A 23,452-nucleotide genomic window follows, 5' to 3' on the forward strand; every position below is an offset into this window, starting at 1 on the left:
CTACACAAGAACCCCTGTAGCCCACGCCCCCGTCTGGCCGCCCGCCGCGGCGCTGTCTAAGATCTGGGGGCCGGGGCGTAGATCAGCGGAGGATCGGCGGAGGGCGGGGGCCAGGTGCGCAGGCGTGGGGCGGGCAGCGGCGGCCGGGGCGTCCTGCGTTGGGGGCGCACGGTGCCGGTCGCGCTCGCCGCGGCCTCGGTGCTCACGGTCGCCGGGAACGTGACCGTGCTGATCGTCTGGAACGCGGGCGACGGCGAGATGGGGCCCGGCCGGGCCGATCCCGGCACGCTCGTGTCGGTCTCCCAGCAGGACGCCGCCCGGCAGCAGCCCGGCGCGGTCGCGCCGCTGAGCCGCCGCCTCACCCCGCACATGCTGATCGCCGGGAGCGCCGCGCTGCCGCCGCAGGCGGTCGAGCGGGCCCGGCGGCTCAAGGGCGTGGCCGGGGTCGCGGTGGTGGACGCCGCGCAGGCCCAGGTCGCCGGGCGCCGGGTCGGGCTGCTGGGCGTCGACCCCTCGACGTTCCGGGCGTTCGCGCCGCGCCGGACGGCCGAGTCCGACCAGCTCTGGCAGACGGTCGCGACCGGCGGGCTGGCCGTGTCGTTCGAGCTGAGCCAGGACGGGTCGTTGCCGCTCGGCGGCGTCGTCCCGGCCGGGCGGAGCAACGCGCCGGGCCAGGTGCGGGTCGGCGCGTACGCCTCGATGGGCATCGGCGACGTGGACGCGGTGGTCTCCCGCGACCAGGCCCGCGCCCTCGGGATGCCGCAGGGCAACGCGCTGGTGCTCAGCGCGCCCAAGACCGACGCCAAGAAGCTCGGCAAGCAGCTGCGGAAGATCCTGCCGCGCGGCACCAAGATCGCGCTGCTGGGCGCGCAGCGGGAGGAGAAGGCGACCACCCCGCGCGAGCAGCCGCAGGTCACCGGGCGTCCCGACAACGTGACCACGCAGCGCTCGATCATCACCGGCAACATGATGACGCCCACGATGCGGTCGGTGGTGCTGGAGCTGAACACCATGTTCGGCCCGTTCCCGGTGATCGGCTGCTACCGCAGCACCGGCGACCCGCAGGACCACGGCAAGGGCCGCGCCTGCGACTTCATGGAGACCACCACGGGCCGCATGCCGTCGGCCAGCGCGCAGCGCCACGGCGACCAGGTCGCCCAGTACGCCATCAGCAACGCCCAGCGCCTCGGCATCTCGTACGTGATCTGGAAGCAGCACATCTGGAACGTGCGGGGCGGCGGCTGGCGCGCGATGGGCGACCGGGGCAGCATCACCCAGAACCACTACGACCACGTGCACATCTCGGTGCTGCGCTAGGGCAGCTCCTGCTCGCACCAGACGGCCTTGCCGCCGCCGGTGCGGCGCACGCCCCAGCGGGTGGCCAGGCGGCTCACCACGTGCAGGCCGCGCCCCGACTCGGCGAAGGAGTCGTCGGCGCTGCGGATGCGCGGGCGGCCGTCGGAGGAGTCGAACACCTCGCACACCAGCCCGCCCTCGCGGACCAGGCGCAGCGTGAGGCGGCCCCCGGCGTGCCGGATCGCGTTGGTGACCAGCTCCGAGGCCATCAGCACGGTCGAGTCGGCGAGGTCGTCCAGCTTCCAGTCGGCCAGCCGCTGGCGGATCAGGCCGCGGGCGCGGCGCACGGCGGCGGCGTCGGCGGGCAGCTCCCAGGACACGTGGTCGTCGGCGGGGATGCGGCGCAGCCGGGCCACCAGCATCGCGATGTCGTCGCGGTGCTGGTCGTCGAAGACGCCGTCCAGGGTGGCCTGGCACAACTCCTCCAGCGGGCGCGGGCCGCGCGGCCGGCCGACGTCGCCGGTGCGGTCGAAGGTGGCGCGCAGCCGGTCCAGGCCGTCGTCGATGTCGCGGGCGCGGTTCTCGACCAGGCCGTCGGTGTAGAGGAACAGCAGGGTGTCGTCCTCGACGGTGAAGGCGCGGCTGACGACCGGGCGGCCGTCGCCGATGCCGAGCGGCGGCGCGGGCGGCACGTCCACGAACACCGCCTCGCCGCCGGGCGGGGCCAGCAGCGGCGGCAGGTGCCCGGCGCTGGCGACCTCGCAGCGGCCGATGACGGCGTCGTAGACGACGTAGGCGCAGGTGGCGAAGTGCGGCTCGCGCTCGCCCAGCGAGCGCATCAGCGAGTCCAGGCGCTCCAGCGCCTCGGCGGGCGGCAGCTCCAGCCCGGCCAAAGTGTGGATGGCGGTGCGCAGGCGGCCCATGGTGACGGCGGCACGCACGCCGTGCCCGGCGACGTCGCCGACCACCAGCGCGACCCGCGCGCCGGGCAGCGCGATCGCCTCGTACCAGTCGCCGCCGACCTCGATCAGGCGGCTGCCGGGCAGGTAGCGGTGGTGCACCTCGACCGAGGAGGGCGCCGACAGGCCGGTGGGCAGCAGGCTGCGCTGCAACGTCAGCGCGGTGGCGCGCTCGCGGCCGTAGCGGCGGGCGCTCTCGATGAAGATGGCGGCGCGGGCGGCGAACCCGGTGCCGAGCTCCACGTCGTAGGCGTCGAACGGGCGGTGCGCGGGGTCGCGGACGCACACGAACATGCCGAGCACGCCGCGGTCGGCGCCGACGATCGGCAGCAGCAACATCGAGGCGCCCTTGAGCAGGTCGGCGACCGGGGGCCGCCGCCAGGCCGCGGCGAGGCGGGCGGCCTGGTCGCCGTCCATGGGCGCGAGGACGGGTTCGCCGGTGCGCAGGCAGGTCGCGAACGGCGTGCGCTCGGGGTAGGACAGGGTCTCGCCGGTGGGGAAGGTGGCGTCCCAGGCGGGGTCGGCGTCGTCGAAGCGGATCGCCATGCGGCGCAGCACCGGCGAGCCGCCGGCCGGGGGCTCGTCGGCGTCCACCAGGCTCTCCAGCAGCAGCAGGCCGCCGGAGTTGCAGAAGTGCGGGACCAGCACCTCCATCAGGCCGCGCGCCAGCAGGTCGAGGTCGAGGGTCGCGCCGATGCGCGGCAGCGCGTCGTCCAGCAGCGCGCGCCGGATGACGGCCGGGTCGAGGAACCGGTCGGCCAGCGGCACCGGCACCCGGACCACCGCGAGCGCGGCGAGGTCGGGATCGCCGCCGTTCATCGGGTGCAGGGTGACGACGGCGTCGTGCACGCCGCCGTGGCGGGTCTCGACCGGCAGCACGGCGGTGCGCTCGCGGCCGTGCCGCACGACCTCGGTGAGGGGCTCCCGGGCACCGACGATCAGCTCGTCCACCTGCGCGCCCAGCAGTTCGCCCGCGTCCCCGCCCAGCACCGCGGCGGCGTTGCGGTCGAACTGGAGCACCTTCCCCGACGAATCCATGCCGAGAATGAGAATTCGGGTGGACGACTCCATCGCTCGATTATGGGACACCGGGCGGCCGGGCGTCGGGCGATCGCGCAGGGCGGTGCCCGCGAATTGCCGCTTCCCTTTTCGGCCTGGCAACAATGGCCGGGCGTGCCTGTTTCAATGAGGGCGGCGGGCCCGGCCTGGAATTGCGTTCGGTCGTGCTCGCGGCGATCCGTTACGGCTTTCCGAAGACCTGGGGCGGCGGCGCGGGCGTGGCGAACTCCTCGCCGTCGCGCAGGGGCGCGGCCCCGGCGATGAAGTCGGTCAGGTCGTCGCCCTCCAGCAGCCGGGCCCGCGCGAAGCCGCCCGCCGCGCGCCGGTTCAGCTCGGCGACCGGCAGCGGCGTCCGGGACGCGGCCACGATCAGGTTGCCGAAGCGGCGGCCCCGCAGCACCCCCGGGTCGGCCAGCAGCAGCGTGTGGCGGAACGCCGTGCGCACCGTGGCGGCGTAGCGCCGCGCGAACGGCAGCCGGAACCCGTCGGCGATGTTCGCCAGGTAGACGCCGCCGGGCCGCAGCACGCGCGCGGCCTCGGCGGCGAACTCGGCGGTGACCAGGTCGGCCGGGACGGCGGCCTCGGCGAAGGCGTCCAGCACCACCAGGTCGTCGGCGGCGTCGGGCACCGCCGCGAGCCCGGCGCGCCCGTCGATCACGCGGATCTTGAGCCCCGGCACGTTCTTGACCGGCAGCCGCTCGCGGACGAGCTGGACCAGCTCGCCGTCCGGCTCCAGCACCACCTGCCGCGATCCGGGCCGGGTCGCGGCGACGTAGCGCGGCAGCGTGCACCCGGCCCCGCCGATGTGGACCGCGTCGAAGGGCTCGCCGTCGGGCCCGAGGCAGTCCACGACGTCGCCCATCAGCTTCATGTACTCGAAGTCGAGGTGGGTCGGGTCGGACAGGTCCACGTAGGACTGCGGGACCCCGCCCACGCACAACACCCAGCCGCCGTCGCGGTCGGTGTCGCGCAACAGCTCGGCCTCGCCCCCGGCGATCCGGTGCAGGTCCTGCTTCGGCTCCGGCGTCCTTCCCCTACGTGCCATGGCACCACTCTACGGACCGTTGCGGCGTCCGGATCAGCCGCTGCCGACCTGGGCGTCCTCGGCCGCGAAGTGGCAGGCGCTGGGGTGCGCCGAGCCCTCGCGCGGCCTCAACTCGGGGACCTGCTCGGCGCAGATGTCGGCGGCCTTCCAGCAGCGGGTGCGGAAGGGGCAGCCCGAGGGCGGGTCCAGCGGCGACGGCGGCTCGCCCTCCAGCATGATCGGCCGCGTCCGGCGGGTGGGGTCGGGCACCGGGACCGCCGACAACAACGCCTGGGTGTAGGGGTGGGTGGGGTGCTCGTAGATCTCGGCCACGTCGCCGGTCTCCACGATGCGGCCCAGGTACATGACCGCGACCCGGTCCACGACGTACCGGACCACCGCCAGGTCGTGGGCGATGAACACGTACGCGAGGCCCAGCTCGCCGCGCAGCTCGTCCAGCAGCTTCATCACCTGGGCCTGCACCGACACGTCCAGCGCCGACACCGGCTCGTCGCACACCAGCACGTCCGGGCGCAGCGCGATCGCGCGGGCGATGCCGATGCGCTGCCGCTGCCCGCCGGAGAACTGGTGCGGGTACCGGTCGATGTGGCGGGGGTGGAGGCCGACCAGCTCCAGCAGCTCCTCGACGCGGGTGCGGCGCTCGTCCTTGGGCACGGCCTCGGGGTGGATCTCGTACGGCTCCCGCACGATGTCACCGGCCGTCATGCGGGGGTTGAGCGAGGAGTAGGGGTCCTGCAACACCATCTGGATGCGCCTGCGCAGGCCCCGCAGCTCGCGGCGGCCCAGCGCGAACACGTCGCGGCCGTCGAAGCGCACGGTCCCGGCGGTGGGACGCTCGGCCGCCAGCAGCAGCTTGGCCAGGGTGGACTTGCCGCAGCCGGACTCCCCCACCACACCCAGCGCCTCGCCGCGCCGCAGCTCCAGGTCCACCCCGTCCACGGCCTTGACCAGCCCGACGGTGCGCTTGACCACCACGCCCTGGGTGACCGGATAGTGCTTGACCAGGCCCTCCACCTGGAGGATCGGCGGCGCGGGGGTCTCCTCCGCAGTCTCAGTTCCCACCGTGCACCTCCTCGGCGAAGTGGCAGGCCGCCGCGTGGCCGGGCGCGACCTCGACCAGCGGCGGGACCTCGGCCGCGCAGACCGCTTCGGCGCGCGGGCAGCGCGGATGGAACGGGCATCCGGACGGCAGCGCGGCGGGGTCGGGCGGCGCGCCCTTGATCGGGTGCAGCGCCCCGCCGCCCCGGTCGATGCGCGGCACCGACGCCAGCAGCCCGGCGGTGTAGGGGTGCGCGGGCCGGGCGTACAGGGCGGCGGCGGGCGCCTGCTCGGCGACCGCCCCGGCGTACATGACGACGATGCGGTCGGCGACCCCGGCGACCACGCCCAGGTCGTGGGTGATGAGGACCATCCCCATCCGCAGCTCGTCCTGGAGGTCGGCGAGCAGCCGCATGATCTGCGCCTGCACGGTGACGTCCAGCGCGGTGGTGGGCTCGTCGGCGATCAGCACGTCCGGCTCCAGCGCCAGCGCCATCGCGATCATCACGCGCTGCCGCATGCCGCCGGAGAACTGGTGCGGATGGTCGCCGAGCCGCCGCCGCGCCGACGGGATGCGCACCCGCTCCATCAGCTCGGCCGCCCGGTCCCGCGCCTCCCGGCGGCGCATCCCCCGGTGCGCGCGGAACATCTCGGCGAGCTGGTCGCCGACGGTGAACACCGGGTTCAGCGCGCTCAGCGCGTCCTGGAAGATCATCGAAACGCGGTCGCCCCGGTACGCGCGCCGCCGCCGCTCGGGCAGGCCGAGCAGCTCCTCGCCGCGCAGCCGCACCGACCCGCCGGTGACGCGCGCGGGCGGGGAGTCCAGGATGCCCATCACCGCCTGGGCGGCCACGCTCTTGCCCGACCCCGACTCCCCCAGGATCGCCAGCGTCTCGCCCTCGCGCAGGGTGTAGGACAGGCCGTTGACGGCCCGCACGGCCCCGCCGCGCACGGCGAACTCCACGCTGAGGTCGGCCACCTCCAGCAGCGGCGGGTCTTTCTCCAGGTCCATGGTCACCGCAGTTTCGGGTCGAGGGCGTCGCGCACGGCGTCGCCCAGCAGCAGGAAGCTCAGCACCGTCAGCGACAGGAACACCGCCGGGAACGCCAGCAGGTGCGGGTGGTCGATGACGTAGGACTGGGCCTGGTTCAGTTGCAGGCCCCACGACACCTCGGGGTACTGGAGGCCGACGCCGAGGAAGTCCAGGGTGGCCTCCCCCGCGATCACGTTGCCGACGTTGAGGGTGGCCACCACGATCACCGGGGCCAGCGCGTTGGGCAGCACGTGCCGGGTCATGATCCGCCGGTCGGAGGCGCCCAGCAACCGCGCGGCCTGCACGTAGTCGGCGTCGCGCACCGCGATCACCTGGCCGCGCATGATGCGGATCATCGTGGTCCAGCCCAGCAGCACCAGCACCAGCGTCATCGCGCCGACGCCGTGCCCGGGGAAGGCGACCAGGATCACCGTGGCGCCCAGCACGAACGGCAGCCCGAAGAACACGTCGGTCAGCCGGGCGATCAGCGTGTCCACCGGGCCGCCGTAGTACCCGGCGAGCATGCCCAGCACCACCGCGATCGCGAACGCGAACAGCGTCACCACCACGCCGATCAGCAGCGTGGGCCGCGCGCCGTGCACCACGTGCGCGTAGTAGTCGCAACCCGCCAGGTCGGTGCCGAACCAGTGCGCGCCGGACGGGCCGAGCTTGGCGACGTTGGGGTCGCAGCCCTCGTTCTCGCCCCGGCCGGTGAACAGGCCCGGCACGGCCGCCATCGTCCCGACCAGCAGCAGCACCGCGACCGGCGCCCAGAACAGGGCGCGCCGCCGCAGGTCGTACCAGGCGTCGTGCCAGAGCGACGCCGCGCGGCCCGCGACCAGCCCGCCCGCCTCGGCCACCGCCTCGGCGGGCACACCGCCCGCTCCCGGGGCCGTCCCCGTCGTCGGGGCCGTCGTCTGCACCGGCCCCGCGGCCGGTTCCGCCGGATCTTCGATCTTCATGCGCGCTCCGCCGTCACTCGTACCTGATCCGCGGGTCCAGCAGCCCGTACAGCAGGTCCACCACCAGGTTGACCAGCAGGAAGATCAGCACCAGCAGGGTCACCGCGCCGACCACCACCGGCCCCTCCTTGAGCTGGATGGACTGGAACACCTGCTGGCCGACGCCCGGCAGGTTGAAGATGCCCTCGGTGACGATCGCGCCGCCCATCAGCGACCCGAAGTCCACCCCGAGGTAGGTCACCACCGGGATCAGCGAGTTGCGCAGCGCGTGCCGCCCCACCACCCGGACCCGGGACAGGCCCTTGGCGCGGGCGGTGCGCACGTAGTCGGCGCGCAGGTTCTCGGCCAGGCTGGTGCGGGTCAGCCGCGCCACGTACGACAGGCCCAGCGAGCCCAGCACGATCCCGGGCAGCAGGTAGCTCACCGGCCAGCCCTCGTCGGTGCCCGCCGACGGCAGGATCGGCCAGTGCACGCCGAACGCGAGCTGCGCGGTGTAGCCGAGGACGAACACCGGCACCGCGATCAGCAGCGTGGTGCCGCCCAGCACCAGCGTGTCGGCGAGCCTGCCGCGCCGCAGCCCGGCCCACACGCCGAGCGCGATGCCGATCACCAGCTCGAACATCCAGGCGGTGACGGCGAGGCTCGCCGTCACCGTCCAGCGCCCGCCGAGCATCTCCGACACCTTCTGCCCGGTGTAGTTCTCGCCGAGGTCGCCGGTGAGCAGGCCGCCCAGGTACTTGGCGTACTGCACCAGCACCGGGTCGTCGAGGTTGTAGCGGGCCCGCAGCGCCTGCGCCACCGACTCGGGCACGGGCTTGTCACCGGCCAGCGCCTGGATCGGGTCGCCCGGCAGCGCGAACACCATGCAGTAGATCAGCAGCGTGGTGCCGAAGAAGACGGGGACGGCCTGGAGCAGCCGCCGCAGCGCGTAGCGCCACATCGCGGGCTACTTCACCGTCACTTCGTGGACCAGCAGCCCGGACGCGTACGGCGTGATGGTCACGTTGTCCACCCGCGCCGACCGGCCGCCCTGCCCGGCCCAGGTCCACAGCGGCGTCTGCGGCAGCTCGCGCACCGCCAGGTCCTCGGCCTGGTTGTAGAACTTCAGCGCCTCCTGCTCGTCGGCGGCGCTGTTGGCCTTGGTGATCAGGCCGTCGAACTCCTTGCTCTTCCAGTCCATCCGGTTGCCCGCGCCGCCCCACATGTTCTGCAGGTAGTTCTGGGCGCTGGGGTAGTCGGCCTCCCAGTTCTGCCGGTAGGGGCCCTTCTCCTCCTTCTTGGCGAGGACGGAGAAGTAGTCGGAGGCGGGGATGATGCGCAACTGCACGTCGGCGATGCCGAGGTTCTGCTTCAGGGAGTTGGCGACGATCTGCATCCACTGCGCGTAGCTGGGCTGCGCGTTCGACAGGTACAGCTCCATCGTGCCCTTGAAGCCGCCCGCCTTGTCGAACAGCGCCTTGGCCTTGGCGGGGTCGTAGGTGCACGCCTCACCGCAGGCGTTCGGCCGGTGCCCGGGGATGATCGACGGCAGCAGCGAGTCGGCCACCAGGTAGTCGCCGTTGTAGACGGCCTTGTTGATGCCCTGTCGGTCGATCGACATCGAGATCGCCTTGCGCAGGTCGGGGTTGGCGAACCGCTTGTCGAACAGGGGGAAGCCCAGGTAGTCGGTGGTGCCGGTCTTGCGCGGCAGGAACCGGTTCCCCAGCAGCCGCTTGGCCTCGGGCACCTTGGCGGCGGGGATGGTCTGCATCACGTCCACGCGCCCGGCGCGCAGGTCGGTGTAGGTGGTGTCGGCGCTGGAGTAGCTCTTCCAGGTCACCCCCTTGTTGCGCGGCTTGCGCTGGCCGGTGTAGCCGGAGAACGGCACCAGCTTGATCTGCTTGTTGCGCTCCCACTTGCCGCTGACCTCGTAGGGGCCGTTGCCGATCGGCTTCTCCTCGTAGGCCTTCAGGTCGGCGAGCCCGGCCTTGGGGATGGGCGCGAACGCGGGGTAGGTGAGCAGCAGGGGGAACTGGTTGAAGGGGTTCTTCAACGTGACCTTGAGGGTGCTGTCGTCCACCACCTGGAGCCCCGAGAGCGTCTTGGTCTTGGGGGTGGCCTTCTCGTCCTCGGGGTTGAGTTCGTCGTACCCCTGGATCTCGGAGAAGTAGTCGTTCGCCTCATAGGCGTTGGGTCCGTATGCTGCGTTGTTCCAGGCGTCGGCGAAGCTCCCGGCGGTGACCGGTTCCCCGTTGTGGAACTTCTGCCCCGCCCTGACCTTGATCGTCCAGACCTTCTGATCGGTGGTGGTCAGCGACTCGGCGGCCTGGTTGACCGGCTTGCCGTCCCGGCTCAGCCCGACCAGGTTCTCGAACAGCCCGCTCAGCACGTCGAAGGCGTAGCTGCTGGTGGTGTTGCCCGGGACCAGGTGGTCGGGTTCGGGGTGGCCGACGACGAACGTCCCGTCCGATCCGCCCTGGCCCCCTCCGCCGCCGCAGCCCGCCGCCGCGACGGCCACCGCCAGCGTCAGCGCCGACAGCCCGGCGGCTCCCTTGAGGTGGGTCATGGTCCTCCCTCAGTAAGCGCCGGGCGGCACGACCCGGCGCGTGGCTGGGAGCGTCATACCCCACGTCCCCCGCGCGGCCCGGCCCTGATCCATTCGTCACCTGATCGAGATCATGATCCGGCGCTCCCGGCGTCGGCCGAGGTCAGCGCGTGGACCGAACGCAGGAACCCTACGGAAGGCAGGTTCATGACCCAGGCTCCATCGCAGGAAGGCACCCTCCCGACGGCCGCGGCCGAGGTCGCGGGCATCTGCTCGGACCTCCTGCGCATCGACACCACCAACGAGGGCGAGGGCAAGGGCCGCCCCGAACGCCCCGCCGCCGAGCACATCGCGGTGCTGCTCGACGAGGTGGGCGTCGATCCCGTCATCGCCGAGTCGGCCCCGGGCCGCGCCAACGTGCTGGCGCGCGTCCCGGGCACCGATCCGGACGCGCCCGCCTTCCTGATCCACGGGCACATGGACGTGGTCCCGGCCGACCCCGGCGAGTGGAGCGTGCACCCGTTCTCCGGCGAGGTCCGCGACGGGTACCTGTGGGGGCGCGGCGCGGTGGACATGAAGGGCACCCTGGCGATGACGCTGGCGACCGTGCGCCAACGGCTGCGCGAGGGCCGCCGCACGCGCGGCGACCTGGTGCTGGCGTTCCTGGCCGACGAGGAGTGCACCGGCGACTACGGGTCGCGGCACGTGGTGGGCGAGCACGCGGACTTCTTCACCGGCGTCGAGGAGGCGATCAGCGAGTCGGGCGGGTTCAGCGTCACCGCCGCGCCCGGCACGCGCGTCTACCCGATCGCCACGGGCGAGCGCGGCTCGGCGTGGATGCGGCTGACCGCGCGGGGCGTCGCCGGGCACGGGTCCAAGCCCGCCGCCGACAACGCCGTCGCCGAGCTGTGCCACGCGATCTCCCGGCTGGCGTCCTACCAGTGGCCGGTGCGGCTGACGCCGGGCGTGCGGCGGCTGCTGGACGGCCTCGGCGAGGCGCTCGGCGCGCCCATCGACCACGACCGGCTGGACGCGGAGGCCCGGCGGCTCGGCCTGGTCGGCCGCCTGTTCGCCGGGACGATCCGCAACTCGGCCAACCCGACGCGGCTGGACGCCGGCTACAAGGTCAACGTCATCCCCGGCTCGGCGTACGCGCAGGTGGACGGCCGGGTGTTGCCGGGCCTGAGCGAGGAGTTCTTCGCCACCGTCGACCGGCTGCTCGGCCCGAAGATCACCCGCGAGTTCATCAACCACGAGCAGGCCATCGCCGCCGACGCCGACGGCCCCACGTTCGCGGCGCTGGCGGGCGCGCTGCGCGCCGAGGACGCGGCGGCGCACCCGGTGCCGTACGTGATGTCGGGCGGCACCGACGCCAAGGCGTTCGCCCGGATCGGCATCCGCAGCTTCGGGTTCGCCCCGCTGCTGCTCGGCCCGGAGCTGGACTACCAGGCGATGTTCCACGGCGTGGACGAGCGGGTCCCGGTGGCGGGGCTGGAGTTCGGCACCCGCGTGCTCGACCGCTTCCTCGACACGCGCTGACCTCCGCGCCCTTCTGCCCGCGCCTTCTCGCCGCGCCTTCCCCGCCTGCCTCCCCGCCGCGCCCGCCGCGCGACCGGCCGCGACACCGGCCGCGCGGCGGGCGCGGCGGCGCTCACTCGGTGGTCGCGGTCCGCCCGGCCCACACGAAGACCGGCAGCCGCCCCTCCGGGGTGTCGTGGTGGCGCGAGGTCACCCGGAAGTGCTCGTAGCCGCCCCGGAACGGCAGCCTCACCTCGACACCGGGCGGGGTGATCCGGGCCGTGCGCTGGGGCAGATCGCGGGGCCCTCCCTCAAGGAAGGCCAGCAACGAGGTGTTCATGCCCGGATGGTCACACGGCGCGGGACGCGCGGCCTATCCCCCGGCGGCGGTATCGACCGAACCCGGGGGCCAGGGTCGGCGGCGGCCGGAGCCCGATTCACCACCCCACGCCTGATCGGAGCATCCCGATGAAGTAGGTTCTGCCCGGATCAGCTTGGCGACGGAGGGGGCTCACGGTGGCGGTACCGGTCATGGAACAACCCGAGGACTGGACCGAGCCGGGCGCCCATCCGGTCGCGCCCGGGGTGCACCGCATCCCGCTGGCGCTGCCGATCCCGTCGCTGCACGCGGTCAACGTCTACGTGATCGAGGACGCGGGCGGCCCGGTCGTGGTGGACTCCGGCTGGTCGATGCCCGACAGCCGCAGGGCCCTGGCCGACGCGCTGCGCACGCTGGGCCACCGGCTGGACGACGTGGCGCAGTTCCTGGTCACCCACGCGCACTGGGACCACTACTCGCAGGCCCTGGAGCTGCGCGAGTCGTTCGGCACCCGGGTGCGGATCGGGCGCGGCGAGCGGCCCTCCATCGAGGCGTTCAGCGTGGCCGCCGGGCTGCACCCGCGCCAGGCCGAGCTGCTGCGCCGCTGCGGGGCGCCCGACATCGCCGACCGGATCGCCGGCGCGGGCGTGAGCGCCGAGGACCGGCGGATGCCGCACACCATGCCCGACGCCTGGCTCGACGACGGCGAGCGGATCGATCTGGACCGGCGCGGTCTGGACGTCTTCGAGACGCCCGGCCACACCCGCGGCCACATCGTGCTGCGCGACGCCGCCGCCGGGCTGCTGTTCTCCGGCGACCACGTGCTGCCGCACATCTCGCCGTCGATCGGGCTGGAGACCGAGCCCGAGCCCAAGCCGCTGCGCAGCTACCTGGCGTCGTTGCGGCTGGTCCGCGACATGCCCGACACGCTGCTGCTGCCCGCGCACGGCGGCGTCACCCCCAGCGCGCACACCCGGATCGACGAGCTGCTCAGGCACCACGAGGAGCGCCTGGACGCCGCCGCCGAGCAGGTGCGGGCCGGGCACGCCACCGCCTTCGAGGTCGCGCGGGCCATGCCGTGGACGCGCCGCCGCCGGAAGCTGGACGAGCTGGACGTGTTCAGCCAGATGCTGGCCGTCCTGGAGATCGACGCCCACCTCGACGTGCTCACCGACCAGGGCGTGCTGGACGCGCACGAGGAGGCCGGGGTCCGCTCGTACGCGCCCCGTCCCTGAGCCGGGACGGCTCCGGCCCCCGCTCGGAGCCGCCCCGGTCCCGCCCGGAACCCGTCCGCCGGCGGCCCGCCTCAGGGGCCGCCGGGCCAGCCCTCGCCCGGCAGCACCAGGCCGGGGTCGCGCCCCAGGAAGGCCAGCAGCCGGTCGCCCGCCGGGGCGTCCTCGGAAAGCGCCATCTCCGGCGCGAAGAGCCGGTCGCGGGTGGCGTCGGTGACCAGCATCGGGGCCAGTCGCAACAACCGCCCGGCCAGCGACGGCGGGATCGCCCGCCGCTCCCCCAGCGCCCGCGCCACGTCCCAGCCGTGCACGGCGATCTCGATCGCGCCCGTCCCGGCGATCACCCCGGCGCGCAACGTGCAGCCGCCCACGGTGATCAGCCGGTCCTGGCGGTCCGCCGCCGTCCACGCTCCGACCAGCCGCGCGGCGGCCGACCGGCACCCGGCCGCCGGATCGGCCGCGGGCGGCCCCGCGGCGGCGGGCGGCCCGACCGTCCCGCCGTCCACCGCCTCGTGCAGCGCGGCCAGCGAGTCGGAGAAGTGCGCCAGCAACATGCCGAGGTCCCAGCCCGTGCAGGGCGTCGGCCGCCCCAGCGCGCCCGGGGTGACCGGCTGCAACGCGACCAGCGCGTAAGCGATCGACCGCTCCAGCAACTCGGCGCCGTAGCGTTGCAGCGCCACCGCCTCGGCCGGGTTCATCGTCATGGGCGCTCCTTTCCCCGGTACCGACCGGGGACGGGCCCGAAACTCATCGCCGGGCCGCAGGGGCCCGGCGCGGCCGTCTCAGGGGCGCAGGCCCGCCGTCAGCCCGCGCATGCAGCGCACGCCCAGGTCGGCCGGGGAGCCGGGGCCGTCGGCGGGGGCGTCCCCCGCCGCCCAGGTCTCGACCGCGACGCGGATGGCGGCGGTCGCGGCGGCCGCCGCCAAGCGCACCTCCAGCGCGTCGGCGGCGCGTCCGATCAGCCCGGCCAGCACCGGGGCCAGCCGCTCCTCGGAGTCCTGGTTGACCTTCAGCCACACCGCGTGCAGGGCCGGGTCCCCGGCGGCGGCGCGCAGCAGGCCGCGCGTGCGCGCGAAGGCGTCGGCCGACTCCTGGTCGGGGGCTTCCAGGGCCAGACGGGCGGCGCGTTCCAGCGCCTCGGGCAGCGGCAGACCCGGCGGCGTCTCGGCCAGCAGCTGCAACCAGCGCTCGGCCCCGCCCGACAGCAGCGGCGCGACCGCGTCCTGCTTGGTGCGGAAGTAGCGGTAGAAGGTGCGCGGCGCGACCCCGGCGCGGCGGGCGATCTCCTCGGCCGTGGTGCCGTCGGCGCCCCGCTCGGCGAACAACACCGCCGCCACCTCGGCGATCTCCAGCTGGGTGGCCGCCCTGCGGCGCTCGGTCAGCGTCCCCTGGGCCCCCCGCGTTCCCGGCCCCTGCTCCCCGCGCCCTCGCCCCGCGTCCATAGCCCGATCTTAGGCATAGACCAGGGCCTTGGCACGTTGTGCCACTTAGGCATAACCTGCCATCCAGGAGGAGATCATGAACCGTTTCGAAGGACGCCGCGTCATCATCACCGGGGCCGGGTCGGGCATCGGGCAGGCGACGGTGCTGCGCATCCTGGCCGAGGGCGGGCGGGTCGCCGCCTTCGACGTGAACGCCGAGGGCCTCGCCGCCACCGCCGGGCTCGCCGCCGGGCAGGGCACCGGTCAGGACCGGCTCACCACCGCCGTGCTCGACGTCTCCGACGAGAGCGCGGTACGCGAGGGCGTCGCCGCCGCCGTCGCCGACCTCGGCGGCCTGGACGCGCTGGTCAACGCGGCCGGCATCCTGCGGTCGGCGCACACCCACGAGACGACGCTGGAGTTCTGGAACACCGTCCTGGCGGTGAACCTCACCGGCACGTTCCTGGTGACCCGGGAGGCGCTTCCGGCGCTGCTGGAGTCCGGGCACGGCGTGGTGGTGAACTTCAGCTCGACCTCGGCGAGTTTCGCCCATCCCTACATGGCCGCCTATGCCGCGTCCAAGGGCGGCATCCAGTCGTTCACCCACGTGCTGGCCAGCGAGTACGCCAAGCAGGGGTTGCGTGCGGTCTCGGTGGCACCGGGCTCGATCAGCAGCGGGATGACCACCGGGCGCGGGCCCGGCCTGCCCGAGGACGCCGACATGAGCCTGTTCGTCAAGCTCGCCCCGGCCATCGGCCAGGGGTTCGCGGGGCCGGAGACGGTCGCGGGCGTGGTCGCGATGCTGGCCTCCGACGACGGCGCGTTCGTCACCGGCACCGAGCTGCGCATCGACGGCGGCACCCACATGTGATCCGGCGGACGGCCCGGCCCCGGGACACGATCCCGGGACCGGGCCACTCCATCACCTCTGACCTGGAGAAACGGCCGCGAACCAGCGGTACGGAGCGCCCGACCACGTAGGTCCGCCGCGCTTCCGGGCCGGGCAGGATACGGGTCTCCCCGGATGTTCACGGCACCCGAGGTCGTGGTGTCGTTCTTCCCATGACCGCCGCCCCGCCCGCGTCCGCCGCCGCCCGGCTGCTGCTGGCCGCCGCGGCCGGAGCGGCGCTCGCCGCCCTGTCGGGCTCCACGCCCGCCGCGGCCCGTCCCGGCACCCTCACGCTGCTGGCGACCGTCCAGAGCGCCCACGCGCTGCGGCCCGCCGACCACTCCAGGTCCGCCAACGCCCCGATCACGCAGAGCGTCGCGGGGAACTACGCCGCGCCGCACTGGAAGGCCACCGGCGCGGGCACCACCCGCGTCCGGGAGACCACCGGCCTCCCCTCCCCCGACCCCGCCCGCTGATCCCGCCCGCTGATCCTGCCCCTTGCCCGGGTTTTGCGCGGCGATGGCGGCCGGAGGGGGTTGCCGCGCCCCCACCATGATCACGATGGTGGGGAGGAGGCACGATGGGACGGTACGACCGGCGCACGGCGGCGGACGTGGAGCTGATGGGCGAGCGGCTCAAGGAGCGCATCTACGCCACCATCACGATGGTCTCGGTGACCATCGGCCTGTCGTTCGCCGACCCCGACCCCGCGGGCGCGGCCCTGACGGTGGGCGCGACGGCCCTCGGCCTGTGGCTCGCCGCCCTGGTCGCCGACCAGCAGTCCTACCGCACCCTGCACCGCCACGGCCCCTCGCCCGCCGAGACGCGCCAGGCCCTGTACGTCAGCAGCCCGCTGCTGCTGTCGGCGGTCGGCCCGCTGCTGCTGGTCGGCGTCGCCGCGCTGGAGCTGATCGAGCTGCGCACGGCGCTGCTGGTCGCGGCGGCCGGCGACGTGCTCACGCTGTTCTTCTGGGGCTACGTCAGCGGCCGCCGCATGGGCGGCGGCCCGGCCGTCTCGCTGGTCGCCGGAGCCGTGGACATGGCCATCGGCCTCGTCGTCGCCTACGTGAAGTTCAGCGCGGGCCACTGACCGGGCGGCCACCACCCGGCTCCGGCCGCCGGAAGGCCGCCGATTAGGCTGGAGCGCCCGTCCCCCGGGTGAAAGGACCCCCCATGACCGCGCCCACGGAGGCCACTTCGGTGGAGATCACTTCGCCCGAGGAGTTGCGCGAGCTGCTGGGCGAGGTCATGCCCCGGGCCGCCCAGAAGGAGCGGGTGCGGCTGCACCGGCGGGACCTGGAGTGGATCGCCGCCTCGCCGTTCTGCCTCATCGCGACCAGCGACGCCGACGGCAACTGCGACGTGTCGCCCAAGGGCGACCCGGCGGGCTTCGTGAAGGTGCTGGACGACGTCACCGTGGCCATCCCCGAACGCCCCGGCAACCGGCGTGGCGACGGCTACTTCAACATCCTGGCCAACCCGCACGTCGGGCTGGTGTTCCTCATCCCGGGGCGCAGCGAGACCCTGCGCGTCAACGGCCGGGCCCGGCTGGTGCGCGAGGCCCCGTTCTTCGACGACATGGTGGTCAAGGGGCACCGCCCGATCCTCGCGATCGTCGTGGAGATCGAGCAGATCTTCTTCCACTGCGGCAAGGCGCTGATGCGCTCGGAGCTGTGGAAGCCCGGGACCTGGAACCCCGACGCGCTCCCCTCCCACGCCCGCCTCACCAAGGACGTGATGCCGAACGAGAAGGCGACCCTGGAGGAGCTGGAGCACTACTACGGCCCGTCCTACGCCGACAAGCTCTACAAGGACGGCATCCCCCGGGCCAAGTGACTCCGGCGCCAAGTGACTCCCGGGCCAGGTGACGGTCCCGGAGACCGGGGTCGCGGGTGGGCGCCGTAACGTTCCAACGACGCCCGCCCGGTCCGGTCGTCAGCCGCTCTTGCGGCGGAACTGGCGCTGGTGGTCGGCGCGCGCGTGCGCGCCGCGCACCTTGCCGTTCCTGCCGGCGCCGTCCCCGTGCTTGTCGGAGTCGGAGCTCTGCTTGCGCTCCAGGGCCTCCCGGAACTTGCGCTTCACGTCGTCCTCGGAAGCGTCGTGCTCTTCGGCGGGCGAGTCGGCCATAGGGTCCTCCAGCTGTCGTTGTGCTCCCTCCTAGCCTCGCACGTCCGCCCGCGCGACACGATCTGGGGACATTTCGCGTCGTACCGGCCGCGACAGGGGCGTTCTCCCCTAGGGTTCATGATCGATGGAGCCGCAGACGCCGCCGGCCGACCCCGCGCCGGCCCACCCCCCGCTCGCCGACCTCGCCGTCGAGCCGCTGCCGACCGCCGAACACGACGCCGACCTCGCCGCGCACTACCAACGCCTGCGCGAGGCCCACGGCCCGGTCGCGCCGGTGGACGTGCTGGGCGTCCCGGCCTGGCTGGTCATCGGCTACCCGCAGGTCCTGGAGGTGCTGCGCGACTCGCGCGGCGTCTGGAGCAAGCGCCTGGACTCCTGGCGGGCCCGCGCCGAGGGCCGCGTCCCGGCCGGCTGGCCGCTGCTGCCCGCCTTCGAGGTGGACTGCTCGGTGTTCCGCGACGGCGGGGAGTCCACCCGGCTGCGCACCGCGTGGAGCGCGGGCCTCCAGCCGTTCCAGGAGCGCACCCGGCCGCAGGCCCGCGCGCTGGAGGCGGCGGTGCGCGGCTACGCCGACGACCTGATCACCGCGCTGGCCGAGGGCGGCCCGGCCGGCACCGCCGACCTGGCCGCCCAGTACGCCCGGCCGCTGCCGCTCATGGTGATCAACCGGCTGCTGGGGTTCTCCACCGAGCGCGGCGAGGAGCTGCTGGTGGACATGTGGCGGCTGCTGGACGCCGGGCCCGACGCGGGCGAGGCGGCCGGGCGGCTGGCCGCCGCGGTCGCGCAGGTGTGCGCGCGGAAGCGGGAGGAGCCCGGCGAGGACCTGCCCTCGACGATGCTGGCGGCCGCCCCCGACCTCACCGTGGCCGAGCTGACCAGCGAGATGGTCATGCTGATCGGGCTCATCGGCGACCACACCGCCACCCTGATCTGCGGCACCGCCGCCGAGATGATCATGGGGGGCGGCGGCCTGGCGGGCGGGATGATCCCCGAGGCGGTCAACCGGGCCGCGATCGCCGCGCCGCCGATGGCCAACCTGACCTTCCGCTGGCCGCGCGCCGACGTGCGGCTGGGCCGCTACACCATCGCCGCGGGCGACCCGGTGATGTTGTCGCCCGCCGCCGCGCACACCGACCCCGCCTTCACCGGCGGCCGCGCGCCCGACGCCATCTACAGCTCCCGCGCGCACCTGGCGTGGGGCGCGGGCCCGCACGCCTGCCTGGGCCGCGACCTGGCCACCACCATCACCACGATCGCGGTGGAGCGGCTGTCGGAGCGGTTCGCCGAGCTGGCCCCGGCGGTGCGGCCCGAGGAGCTGGAGTGGCGCTCCTCCCCGCTGATGCGCGGGCTGCGGTCGTTGCCGGTCCACTACCGGCTGTCGGCCGCCCGGCCGCTCTCGCCGTCCCGTCCCGAGCCCGAGGCCGCCGCCGAGCCCGAGCAGTCGACGTCGCTGGCCCGCCGGTTCCTGCGCGCCCTGCGCCTCGCCCGCTGACCTCTCCGAGGGCTCCCCGGGAGCCCGGCGGGCGGAGCACCGCCTACCGGGCGTCCCCGGCCAGGTGGCGGGCCTCCTCCCGGATGCGGTCCCAGGCCGCGCGGACGTGCCGTTCGCCGGTGGCGGGCCCGCCGATGGCCATGCGCATCACGACCCGGCCGCCGACCCTGGTGTGGGTGAGGTAGAGGTCGCCGGAGGCGTTCAGCCGCTCCATCAGCGCCAGCGTCGCCGCGTCGGCCTCCTCGCCGGGCAGGCCCGCCCAGCGCGGCCGGAAGCACACGAGCCCGAACGGGTGGTGGTCGCGCACCTCGAACGCCGGATCTGCCTTGATCCACTCCGCCAGCCGCGCCGCGAGTCCGACGCCGGTGCGCACGTGCTCGCGCAGCCCCTCCGCGCCGTACCAGCGGATCACCGACCACAACTTCAGCGCCCGGAAGCGCCGTCCCAGCGGGATCTGCCAGTCCCGGTAGTCGACGACCTCGCCGGAGGAGCTGGCCTGGTTGCGCAGGTACTCCGGCAGGATCGACAGCGCCTCGGTCATCGGCTCGGGGTCGGCGAGCCACAGCAGGGTGCAGTCGAAGTTGGTGAGCAGCCACTTGTGCGGGTTGGTGGCGTAGGAGTCGGCCAGCTCCAGGCCGTCGTTGATCCAGCGCAGCTCCGGGCAGACCGCCGCGACGCCCGCGTAGGCGGCGTCCACGTGCAGCCACACCCCGTGCCTGCGGCACACCTCGCCGATCTCGCGCACCGGGTCCACGGCCGTGGTGGAGGTGGTGCCGACGGTGGCGCACACCAGCACCGGCGTCGCGCCCGCCGCCACGTCCTCGGCCAGCAGCGCGTCCAGGTGCGCCGGATCCATCGCCAGCGTGCCGGAATCGACGTCCACCACCCGCACGTTGCCCGCGCCGATGCCGGTGATGCGGGCGGCCTTCTCCAGCGACGAATGGGTCTGGGAGCTGACGTACAGGGTGTGGCGGCCGTCCAGGCCCTCGCGGGCGGGCCGCCCGCCGGTCGCGCGGTGCAGCGCCGCCAGGATCGCCACCAGGCAGGCGCTGGAGGCCGAGTCCTGGATGACGCCGTGGCCCCGGAACGCGCCGGGCAGGTCCAGCAGCTCGGCCGTCCAGTCGGCGACCCGCGTCTCCATCTCGGTGCAGGCCGGGCTGGTCGCCCACAACATGCCCTGGACGCCGAGCCCGGACGACAGCAGGTCGCCCAGGATCGCCGGGCCGCTGGCGTTGGCGGGGAAGTAGGCGAAGAACGAGGGGTGCTGCCAGTGCGTGACGCCCGGAATGACGGCCCGCTCCATGTCGGCGAGGACCGCCTCGAAGCCCTCGCCGCGCTCCGGCGGGTGTTCGGGCAGCGCCGCCAGCACGTCGCCCGGCCGCGCCTGGGACAACACCGGGTGCGCCTCGACCTTCTCCTGGTAGTCGGCGATCCAGTCGATCACCTGCTTGCCGTACCGGCGGAACTCCTCCGGCGTCATGTGCCCGGTCACCGCGCCCCCTCACGCTCGTCGTGAGGGGATGCTAATCCGGTCAGGACGTGAAATGGGTTCGCATTTTGGTCAACCTGTGCTGGACCTGGTCGTCGGTCGGCGTTCCGGCGCGGTCGAGGTAGGCCAGTAGCCCGTCCCGGTCGGGGTCGGGCTCGGCCAGGACGTGGGCGCGGGTCTCGGCGACACCGGCGGCGAACAGCAGCTCGTACGGCAGCCCGCACATGGTGTCGAAGCTGGTGGCCTTGGCGTGCCAGAGCAGGTGGACGTCGTTCTCGTCGCGTCGCTCGGCCACCAGCAGCGCGGCCATCGCGATGCTGGGGCTGAACCCCCAGGCGTGCCGGTGCCAGGCGGCCTCCTGCGCCAGCAGGAACCGCAGGAAGCTCGGCATCTTGTGGCCGGTGGCGCGCAGCAGGGCCGCCAGCACGGCCCGGCGGTCGCCGGAGGCGGCGTCGTAGGGCAGGCCGTGCCCGTCCTCGCGGCCGTCGAAGGCCAGCAGCTCCCAGGTGTCCTGGTGCCGCTGCCACCACGCGACGTCGGCGGGCGACTCCATCAGCGGCTTCGCAACGAGACGATCTCCACGGTCCACACGCCCACCATGACCTCCACGAGGATCAGCTGGACCTCCAGTGTGGATCGTCCCTCCCGTGCCGTCCAGAGCGGGACGGTGACGTGGTGGGCGCACTCGCGGTCGTCGCCGGTGCAGAGCTCGGTGGCCTCCAGCACGTCGAAGGCGGCCTCCGGGGGCGTGATCAGCGCCGCGCCGTGCCGCCGCACCGCCTCGGCCATCATCGGCGCGGTGAGCCGCCGCTCCTCGGTCAGCGTCGCCAGGTCCTCGTAAGCCCCGGCCACCAGCAACCCCACCACGCTCCGGACCACTTTCACGGCTTCCTGCGGCAACATCGGGCCTCCCGAACCGCCCCCTTCCCCCAGATCAGCGGCCCAACCGGCCTGTTGAGCGGCGCCGGAAGGGGAACGATCCCAGTGACCGCCCAAGGAGGAGAGACATGGCTGACAAGAGCAACAAGCACGGTCCGATGCGCGACGACAAGCTCGCGCACCAGACCGAGGGCATGACGCGCGGCGGCCATCCGACCCACGCCGAGGAGTGGAAGGAGACCGAACCCGTGTCCGAGAACACGGCCTGGGATCCCACGGCGCCCGCCGATCCCACCACCATCACCAGCAGCCGCCAGGAGGGCTCGCCGCCCGGGATGAGCCCGGCCGACGTCGAGGAGCGCAGCGCGCTGGCCCGGACGCTGACCGGCGTGCGCTGGCCCGCCACGACCAAGGACATCCTCGCGCACGTCTCGGACGGGGACGTGCCGGAGGGCGCGGTCGCCGCGCTGGAGACGCTGCCCGACCGGGAGTACACCAACCTCGCCGACGTGGCCGAGGAACTCGGCTACGGCAAGGAGGACCACCGCTTCTGAGCGGCGTCCCGCCCGTCGCGGGCCCAGTTGTTCGCGGGCCCAGCGTTCACAGGCCCAGCGTTCGCGAGTTCAGCGTTCGCGGGCCTGGCGCTCGCGGCCGTGGCGTTCGTGGGCGGGCCGTTCGGCGGGCGGCCCGCACCACGCCGCCAGCGCGTCGCGGATCTCGGTGGCGCGCCGGTCCGGCGCGGTCTCGTCGGTGGCCCAGGCGATGTAGCCGTCAGGACGCACCAGGGCGGTCGTGCGGGTCGCGCCGCCCGCCAGGGCGCACCGCACCCGGTCGGCCCAGCGTTTGGTCGCCAGGTAGGTCACCGCGGGATCGTTGGCGGCCACCACCAGCACGAACCTGCCGTCCCGCAGCGCCTCGAACAGCCGCCCGGGAGTTCCGGCCAGCCGCACGTCGGGCGCGCGGCGGCCGGTCAGGCGGTGCGCGCCGTGCGGTGCGGGGTAGGCGATGTCGAGGCCCGACACGGCACCGGTCGCCCGTCGCGCCACCGGTGGCGTGCGCAGCGCGACCCGTGCCGCCACGGCGCGCAACGCCCGTAGGGCACGGGGTTCCAGCAGCACCGCCCGGGTCGCCGCGCCGCTGCCGCGCAACACCGCCCGTCCGACCGGGTGGCGTTCCTCGTGGTAGCTGTCGAGCAGGCCGGGCGGGGCCTGGCCGCGCAGCGCGGCGGCCAGCTTCCAGCCGAGGTTGGCCGCGTCCTGGAGGCCGGTGTTCATGCCCTGGCCGCCCACCGGGGAGTGCACGTGCGCGGCGTCCCCGGCCAGGAAGACCCGGCCGATCCGGTAGTGCGGGACCTGCCGCTCGTCGCTGTGGAAGCGCGCGGTCCAGCGGGGGTCGTGCATCCCGTGGTCGGTGCCGAGGGCCCGGCGGACGGTGTCGCGGACCTCGGCGAACTCGACGGGCTCGGAGTCGGGGGCCTGGTGGGCGCGGTTCCAGGCGACCGCCCGGTACCAGCCGTCGCCGAAGGGCACCAGCAGCGCGAACGCGTCGCCGGTCGCCCCGACGGTGAGCACCTCGCGCGGCGCGTCGGCCAGCCGCACGTCCGCCAGCATCACCGACCTGATCACCGATCCGCCGGGGAACGGCAGGCCGAGCGCCCGCCGCACCGTGCTGTGCACGCCGTCGCAGCCGACCGCGTACGCGGCGCGCAGGGCGTGGCCGGTCCCGTCCGCCGCCCGGACGTCCAGGGTGACGCCGCCGGAGTCCTGCCGCAGGCCGGTGGCCTCCCTGCCGCGCAGGATCTCCGCACCGGCCGCCACCGCGCGCTCCTCCAGCACCCGTTCGGTCTCGTACTGCGGGGTGACCAGCACGTACCGGTGCCGGGACGGCAGCCGCGACAGGTCCAGCACCGCTTCGCCGAACAACCGCACCCTGCGCACCCGCTCGCCGGTGCTCAGCAGAGCTTCGGCGACGCCGCGCTGGTCCAGCAGCTCCAGGGTGCGGGCGTGCACGGCGAACGCGCGAGTCAGGTTCGACTCCCCGACGCGGCGTTCCAGCACCGTGCAGGGCACCCCGGCGTCCGCCAGATCGCCCGCCAGCAGCAGCCCCGAGGGGCCCGCGCCCACGATCACCACGTTCCCGGTCTCCGTCATCCCGGCGACCCCCTCTCGGC

24 protein-coding genes are annotated in these 23,452 nt (G+C 74.1%); 9 read left to right on the forward strand and 15 right to left on the reverse strand.

What is annotated here, in order from left to right; genetic code table 11:
* The first annotated feature begins 114 nt into the window (after positions 1-114).
* On the forward strand, positions 115-1,317 hold the full coding sequence (locus AH6_RS44075; protein WP_067484742.1) for a VldE C-terminal domain-containing protein: 1,203 nt from the start codon (positions 115-117) through the stop codon (positions 1,315-1,317).
* Here AH6_RS44075 and AH6_RS26010 read toward each other — a convergent pair.
* From AH6_RS26010 to AH6_RS26040, 7 genes are all read right to left on the reverse strand, one after another.
* A complete protein-coding gene (locus AH6_RS26010; protein WP_083983464.1) occupies positions 1,314-3,293 on the reverse strand; it encodes an ATP-binding SpoIIE family protein phosphatase in 1,980 nt (659 codons plus the stop codon). The two genes, AH6_RS44075 and AH6_RS26010, sit on opposite strands and share 4 nt — an antisense overlap.
* Positions 3,294-3,495: 202 nt before the next feature.
* Entirely contained in the window at positions 3,496-4,359 is an 864-nt protein-coding gene (locus AH6_RS26015; protein ID WP_067484749.1) for a spermidine synthase, read from the reverse strand.
* A 33-nt stretch (positions 4,360-4,392) separates the two neighbouring features.
* Positions 4,393-5,421 (reverse strand): ABC transporter ATP-binding protein, encoded by a 1,029-nt coding sequence (locus AH6_RS26020; RefSeq protein ID WP_067484751.1) that lies wholly within the window; start codon positions 5,419-5,421, stop codon positions 4,393-4,395.
* Positions 5,411-6,409, reverse strand: a complete 999-nt coding sequence (locus AH6_RS26025) for an ABC transporter ATP-binding protein (protein WP_067484752.1) — start codon at positions 6,407-6,409, stop codon at positions 5,411-5,413. The genes AH6_RS26020 and AH6_RS26025 overlap by 11 nt, the downstream gene beginning before the upstream one ends.
* Before the next feature lie 2 nt (positions 6,410-6,411).
* Positions 6,412-7,392 carry an ABC transporter permease gene (locus tag AH6_RS26030; protein ID WP_083983465.1) on the reverse strand — a complete coding sequence of 327 codons (981 nt, stop codon included), beginning with the start codon at positions 7,390-7,392 and terminating at the stop codon, positions 6,412-6,414.
* Between the two features lie 13 nt (positions 7,393-7,405).
* A complete protein-coding gene (locus AH6_RS26035) occupies positions 7,406-8,332 on the reverse strand; it encodes an ABC transporter permease (RefSeq protein ID WP_067484754.1) in 927 nt (308 codons plus the stop codon).
* A gap of 6 nt (positions 8,333-8,338) precedes the next feature.
* Entirely contained in the window at positions 8,339-9,937 is a 1,599-nt protein-coding gene (locus tag AH6_RS26040; RefSeq protein WP_083983466.1) for a peptide ABC transporter substrate-binding protein, read from the reverse strand.
* Positions 9,938-10,123: 186 nt separating this feature from the next.
* Between AH6_RS26040 and AH6_RS26045 the strand changes: the two genes are divergently transcribed.
* A complete protein-coding gene (locus AH6_RS26045; protein WP_067484761.1) occupies positions 10,124-11,455 on the forward strand; it encodes a M20/M25/M40 family metallo-hydrolase in 1,332 nt (443 codons plus the stop codon).
* A 112-nt stretch (positions 11,456-11,567) separates the two neighbouring features.
* On the opposite strand, the gene AH6_RS26050 is transcribed toward AH6_RS26045, so the two are convergent.
* Entirely contained in the window at positions 11,568-11,774 is a 207-nt protein-coding gene (locus tag AH6_RS26050) for a DUF5988 family protein (protein WP_067484764.1), read from the reverse strand.
* A 191-nt stretch (positions 11,775-11,965) separates the two neighbouring features.
* Between AH6_RS26050 and AH6_RS26055 the strand changes: the two genes are divergently transcribed.
* Positions 11,966-12,988, forward strand: coding sequence for an MBL fold metallo-hydrolase (locus AH6_RS26055; RefSeq protein ID WP_067484766.1), 1,023 nt, complete (start codon positions 11,966-11,968; stop codon positions 12,986-12,988).
* A 71-nt stretch (positions 12,989-13,059) separates the two neighbouring features.
* Here the strand turns inward: AH6_RS26055 and AH6_RS26060 are convergent, their stop codons facing one another.
* Both AH6_RS26060 and AH6_RS26065 read right to left on the reverse strand, forming a co-directional pair.
* Positions 13,060-13,689, reverse strand: a complete 630-nt coding sequence (locus tag AH6_RS26060) for a TIGR03086 family metal-binding protein (protein WP_218005934.1) — start codon at positions 13,687-13,689, stop codon at positions 13,060-13,062.
* A gap of 78 nt (positions 13,690-13,767) precedes the next feature.
* Positions 13,768-14,427 carry a TetR family transcriptional regulator gene (locus tag AH6_RS26065; RefSeq protein ID WP_067484769.1) on the reverse strand — a complete coding sequence of 220 codons (660 nt, stop codon included), beginning with the start codon at positions 14,425-14,427 and terminating at the stop codon, positions 13,768-13,770.
* A 76-nt stretch (positions 14,428-14,503) separates the two neighbouring features.
* Between AH6_RS26065 and AH6_RS26070 the strand changes: the two genes are divergently transcribed.
* From AH6_RS26070 to AH6_RS26085, 4 genes are all read left to right on the forward strand, one after another.
* A complete protein-coding gene (locus AH6_RS26070) occupies positions 14,504-15,277 on the forward strand; it encodes an SDR family NAD(P)-dependent oxidoreductase (protein ID WP_067484772.1) in 774 nt (257 codons plus the stop codon).
* 191 nt (positions 15,278-15,468) lie between these two features.
* The gene (locus AH6_RS26075; RefSeq protein WP_067484775.1) at positions 15,469-15,771 is read left to right on the forward strand and encodes a hypothetical protein; all 303 of its coding nucleotides are present in this window, start codon (positions 15,469-15,471) and stop codon (positions 15,769-15,771) included.
* 104 nt (positions 15,772-15,875) lie between these two features.
* Positions 15,876-16,385 carry a hypothetical protein gene (locus tag AH6_RS26080; RefSeq protein WP_067484778.1) on the forward strand — a complete coding sequence of 170 codons (510 nt, stop codon included), beginning with the start codon at positions 15,876-15,878 and terminating at the stop codon, positions 16,383-16,385.
* 83 nt (positions 16,386-16,468) lie between these two features.
* Positions 16,469-17,131 carry a pyridoxamine 5'-phosphate oxidase family protein gene (locus AH6_RS26085; RefSeq protein ID WP_067484781.1) on the forward strand — a complete coding sequence of 221 codons (663 nt, stop codon included), beginning with the start codon at positions 16,469-16,471 and terminating at the stop codon, positions 17,129-17,131.
* Positions 17,132-17,230: 99 nt separating this feature from the next.
* Here the strand turns inward: AH6_RS26085 and AH6_RS26090 are convergent, their stop codons facing one another.
* Positions 17,231-17,422 carry a DUF5302 domain-containing protein gene (locus AH6_RS26090; protein ID WP_067484784.1) on the reverse strand — a complete coding sequence of 64 codons (192 nt, stop codon included), beginning with the start codon at positions 17,420-17,422 and terminating at the stop codon, positions 17,231-17,233.
* Positions 17,423-17,546: 124 nt separating this feature from the next.
* Between AH6_RS26090 and AH6_RS26095 the strand changes: the two genes are divergently transcribed.
* On the forward strand, positions 17,547-18,914 hold the full coding sequence (locus AH6_RS26095; RefSeq protein ID WP_067484787.1) for a cytochrome P450 family protein: 1,368 nt from the start codon (positions 17,547-17,549) through the stop codon (positions 18,912-18,914).
* Positions 18,915-18,957: 43 nt separating this feature from the next.
* Here AH6_RS26095 and AH6_RS26100 read toward each other — a convergent pair whose 3' ends face one another.
* From AH6_RS26100 to AH6_RS26110, 3 genes are read right to left on the reverse strand one after another with little or no spacing between them, the layout of a single operon-like run.
* Positions 18,958-20,406 (reverse strand): aminotransferase class I/II-fold pyridoxal phosphate-dependent enzyme, encoded by a 1,449-nt coding sequence (locus tag AH6_RS26100; protein ID WP_245679469.1) that lies wholly within the window; start codon positions 20,404-20,406, stop codon positions 18,958-18,960.
* Between the two features lie 40 nt (positions 20,407-20,446).
* On the reverse strand, positions 20,447-20,956 hold the full coding sequence (locus AH6_RS26105; RefSeq protein WP_067484789.1) for a hypothetical protein: 510 nt from the start codon (positions 20,954-20,956) through the stop codon (positions 20,447-20,449).
* Positions 20,956-21,306 carry a DUF7668 domain-containing protein gene (locus AH6_RS26110; protein WP_157431723.1) on the reverse strand — a complete coding sequence of 117 codons (351 nt, stop codon included), beginning with the start codon at positions 21,304-21,306 and terminating at the stop codon, positions 20,956-20,958. Before AH6_RS26110 ends, AH6_RS26105 begins: the two co-directional genes overlap by 1 nt.
* 104 nt (positions 21,307-21,410) lie before the next feature.
* Here AH6_RS26110 and AH6_RS26115 point away from each other — a divergent pair, with 104 nt between their 5' ends.
* The gene (locus AH6_RS26115; protein WP_067484795.1) at positions 21,411-21,836 is read left to right on the forward strand and encodes a DUF2795 domain-containing protein; all 426 of its coding nucleotides are present in this window, start codon (positions 21,411-21,413) and stop codon (positions 21,834-21,836) included.
* A 69-nt stretch (positions 21,837-21,905) separates the two neighbouring features.
* Here AH6_RS26115 and AH6_RS26120 read toward each other — a convergent pair whose 3' ends face one another.
* Positions 21,906-23,432 carry an FAD-dependent monooxygenase gene (locus AH6_RS26120; RefSeq protein ID WP_067484798.1) on the reverse strand — a complete coding sequence of 509 codons (1,527 nt, stop codon included), beginning with the start codon at positions 23,430-23,432 and terminating at the stop codon, positions 21,906-21,908.
* Positions 23,433-23,452: the final 20 nt, after the last annotated feature.

The organism is Actinomadura hibisca NBRC 15177 (assembly GCF_001552635.1).
Lineage (GTDB): Bacteria > Actinomycetota > Actinomycetes > Streptosporangiales > Streptosporangiaceae > Spirillospora > Spirillospora hibisca.

Coding starts and splice junctions, on each gene's coding strand:
- AH6_RS26010 (WP_083983464.1), bottom strand. CDS start 3,293: ATGGATTCGTCGGGGAAGGTGCTCCAGTTCGACCGCAACGCCGCCGCG.
- AH6_RS26015 (WP_067484749.1), bottom strand. CDS start 4,359: ATGGCACGTAGGGGAAGGACGCCGGAGCCGAAGCAGGACCTGCACCGG.
- AH6_RS26025 (WP_067484752.1), bottom strand. CDS start 6,409: ATGGACCTGGAGAAAGACCCGCCGCTGCTGGAGGTGGCCGACCTCAGC.
- AH6_RS26030 (WP_083983465.1), bottom strand. CDS start 7,392: ATGAAGATCGAAGATCCGGCGGAACCGGCCGCGGGGCCGGTGCAGACG.
- AH6_RS26035 (WP_067484754.1), bottom strand. CDS start 8,332: ATGTGGCGCTACGCGCTGCGGCGGCTGCTCCAGGCCGTCCCCGTCTTC.
- AH6_RS26040 (WP_083983466.1), bottom strand. CDS start 9,937: ATGACCCACCTCAAGGGAGCCGCCGGGCTGTCGGCGCTGACGCTGGCG.
- AH6_RS26045 (WP_067484761.1), top strand. CDS start 10,124: ATGACCCAGGCTCCATCGCAGGAAGGCACCCTCCCGACGGCCGCGGCC.
- AH6_RS26050 (WP_067484764.1), bottom strand. CDS start 11,774: ATGAACACCTCGTTGCTGGCCTTCCTTGAGGGAGGGCCCCGCGATCTG.
- AH6_RS26055 (WP_067484766.1), top strand. CDS start 11,966: ATGGAACAACCCGAGGACTGGACCGAGCCGGGCGCCCATCCGGTCGCG.
- AH6_RS26060 (WP_218005934.1), bottom strand. CDS start 13,689: ATGACGATGAACCCGGCCGAGGCGGTGGCGCTGCAACGCTACGGCGCC.
- AH6_RS26065 (WP_067484769.1), bottom strand. CDS start 14,427: ATGGACGCGGGGCGAGGGCGCGGGGAGCAGGGGCCGGGAACGCGGGGG.
- AH6_RS26070 (WP_067484772.1), top strand. CDS start 14,504: ATGAACCGTTTCGAAGGACGCCGCGTCATCATCACCGGGGCCGGGTCG.
- AH6_RS26075 (WP_067484775.1), top strand. CDS start 15,469: ATGACCGCCGCCCCGCCCGCGTCCGCCGCCGCCCGGCTGCTGCTGGCC.
- AH6_RS26080 (WP_067484778.1), top strand. CDS start 15,876: ATGGGACGGTACGACCGGCGCACGGCGGCGGACGTGGAGCTGATGGGC.
- AH6_RS26085 (WP_067484781.1), top strand. CDS start 16,469: ATGACCGCGCCCACGGAGGCCACTTCGGTGGAGATCACTTCGCCCGAG.
- AH6_RS26090 (WP_067484784.1), bottom strand. CDS start 17,422: ATGGCCGACTCGCCCGCCGAAGAGCACGACGCTTCCGAGGACGACGTG.
- AH6_RS26095 (WP_067484787.1), top strand. CDS start 17,547: ATGGAGCCGCAGACGCCGCCGGCCGACCCCGCGCCGGCCCACCCCCCG.
- AH6_RS26105 (WP_067484789.1), bottom strand. CDS start 20,956: ATGGAGTCGCCCGCCGACGTCGCGTGGTGGCAGCGGCACCAGGACACC.
- AH6_RS26110 (WP_157431723.1), bottom strand. CDS start 21,306: ATGTTGCCGCAGGAAGCCGTGAAAGTGGTCCGGAGCGTGGTGGGGTTG.
- AH6_RS26115 (WP_067484795.1), top strand. CDS start 21,411: ATGGCTGACAAGAGCAACAAGCACGGTCCGATGCGCGACGACAAGCTC.
- AH6_RS26120 (WP_067484798.1), bottom strand. CDS start 23,432: ATGACGGAGACCGGGAACGTGGTGATCGTGGGCGCGGGCCCCTCGGGG.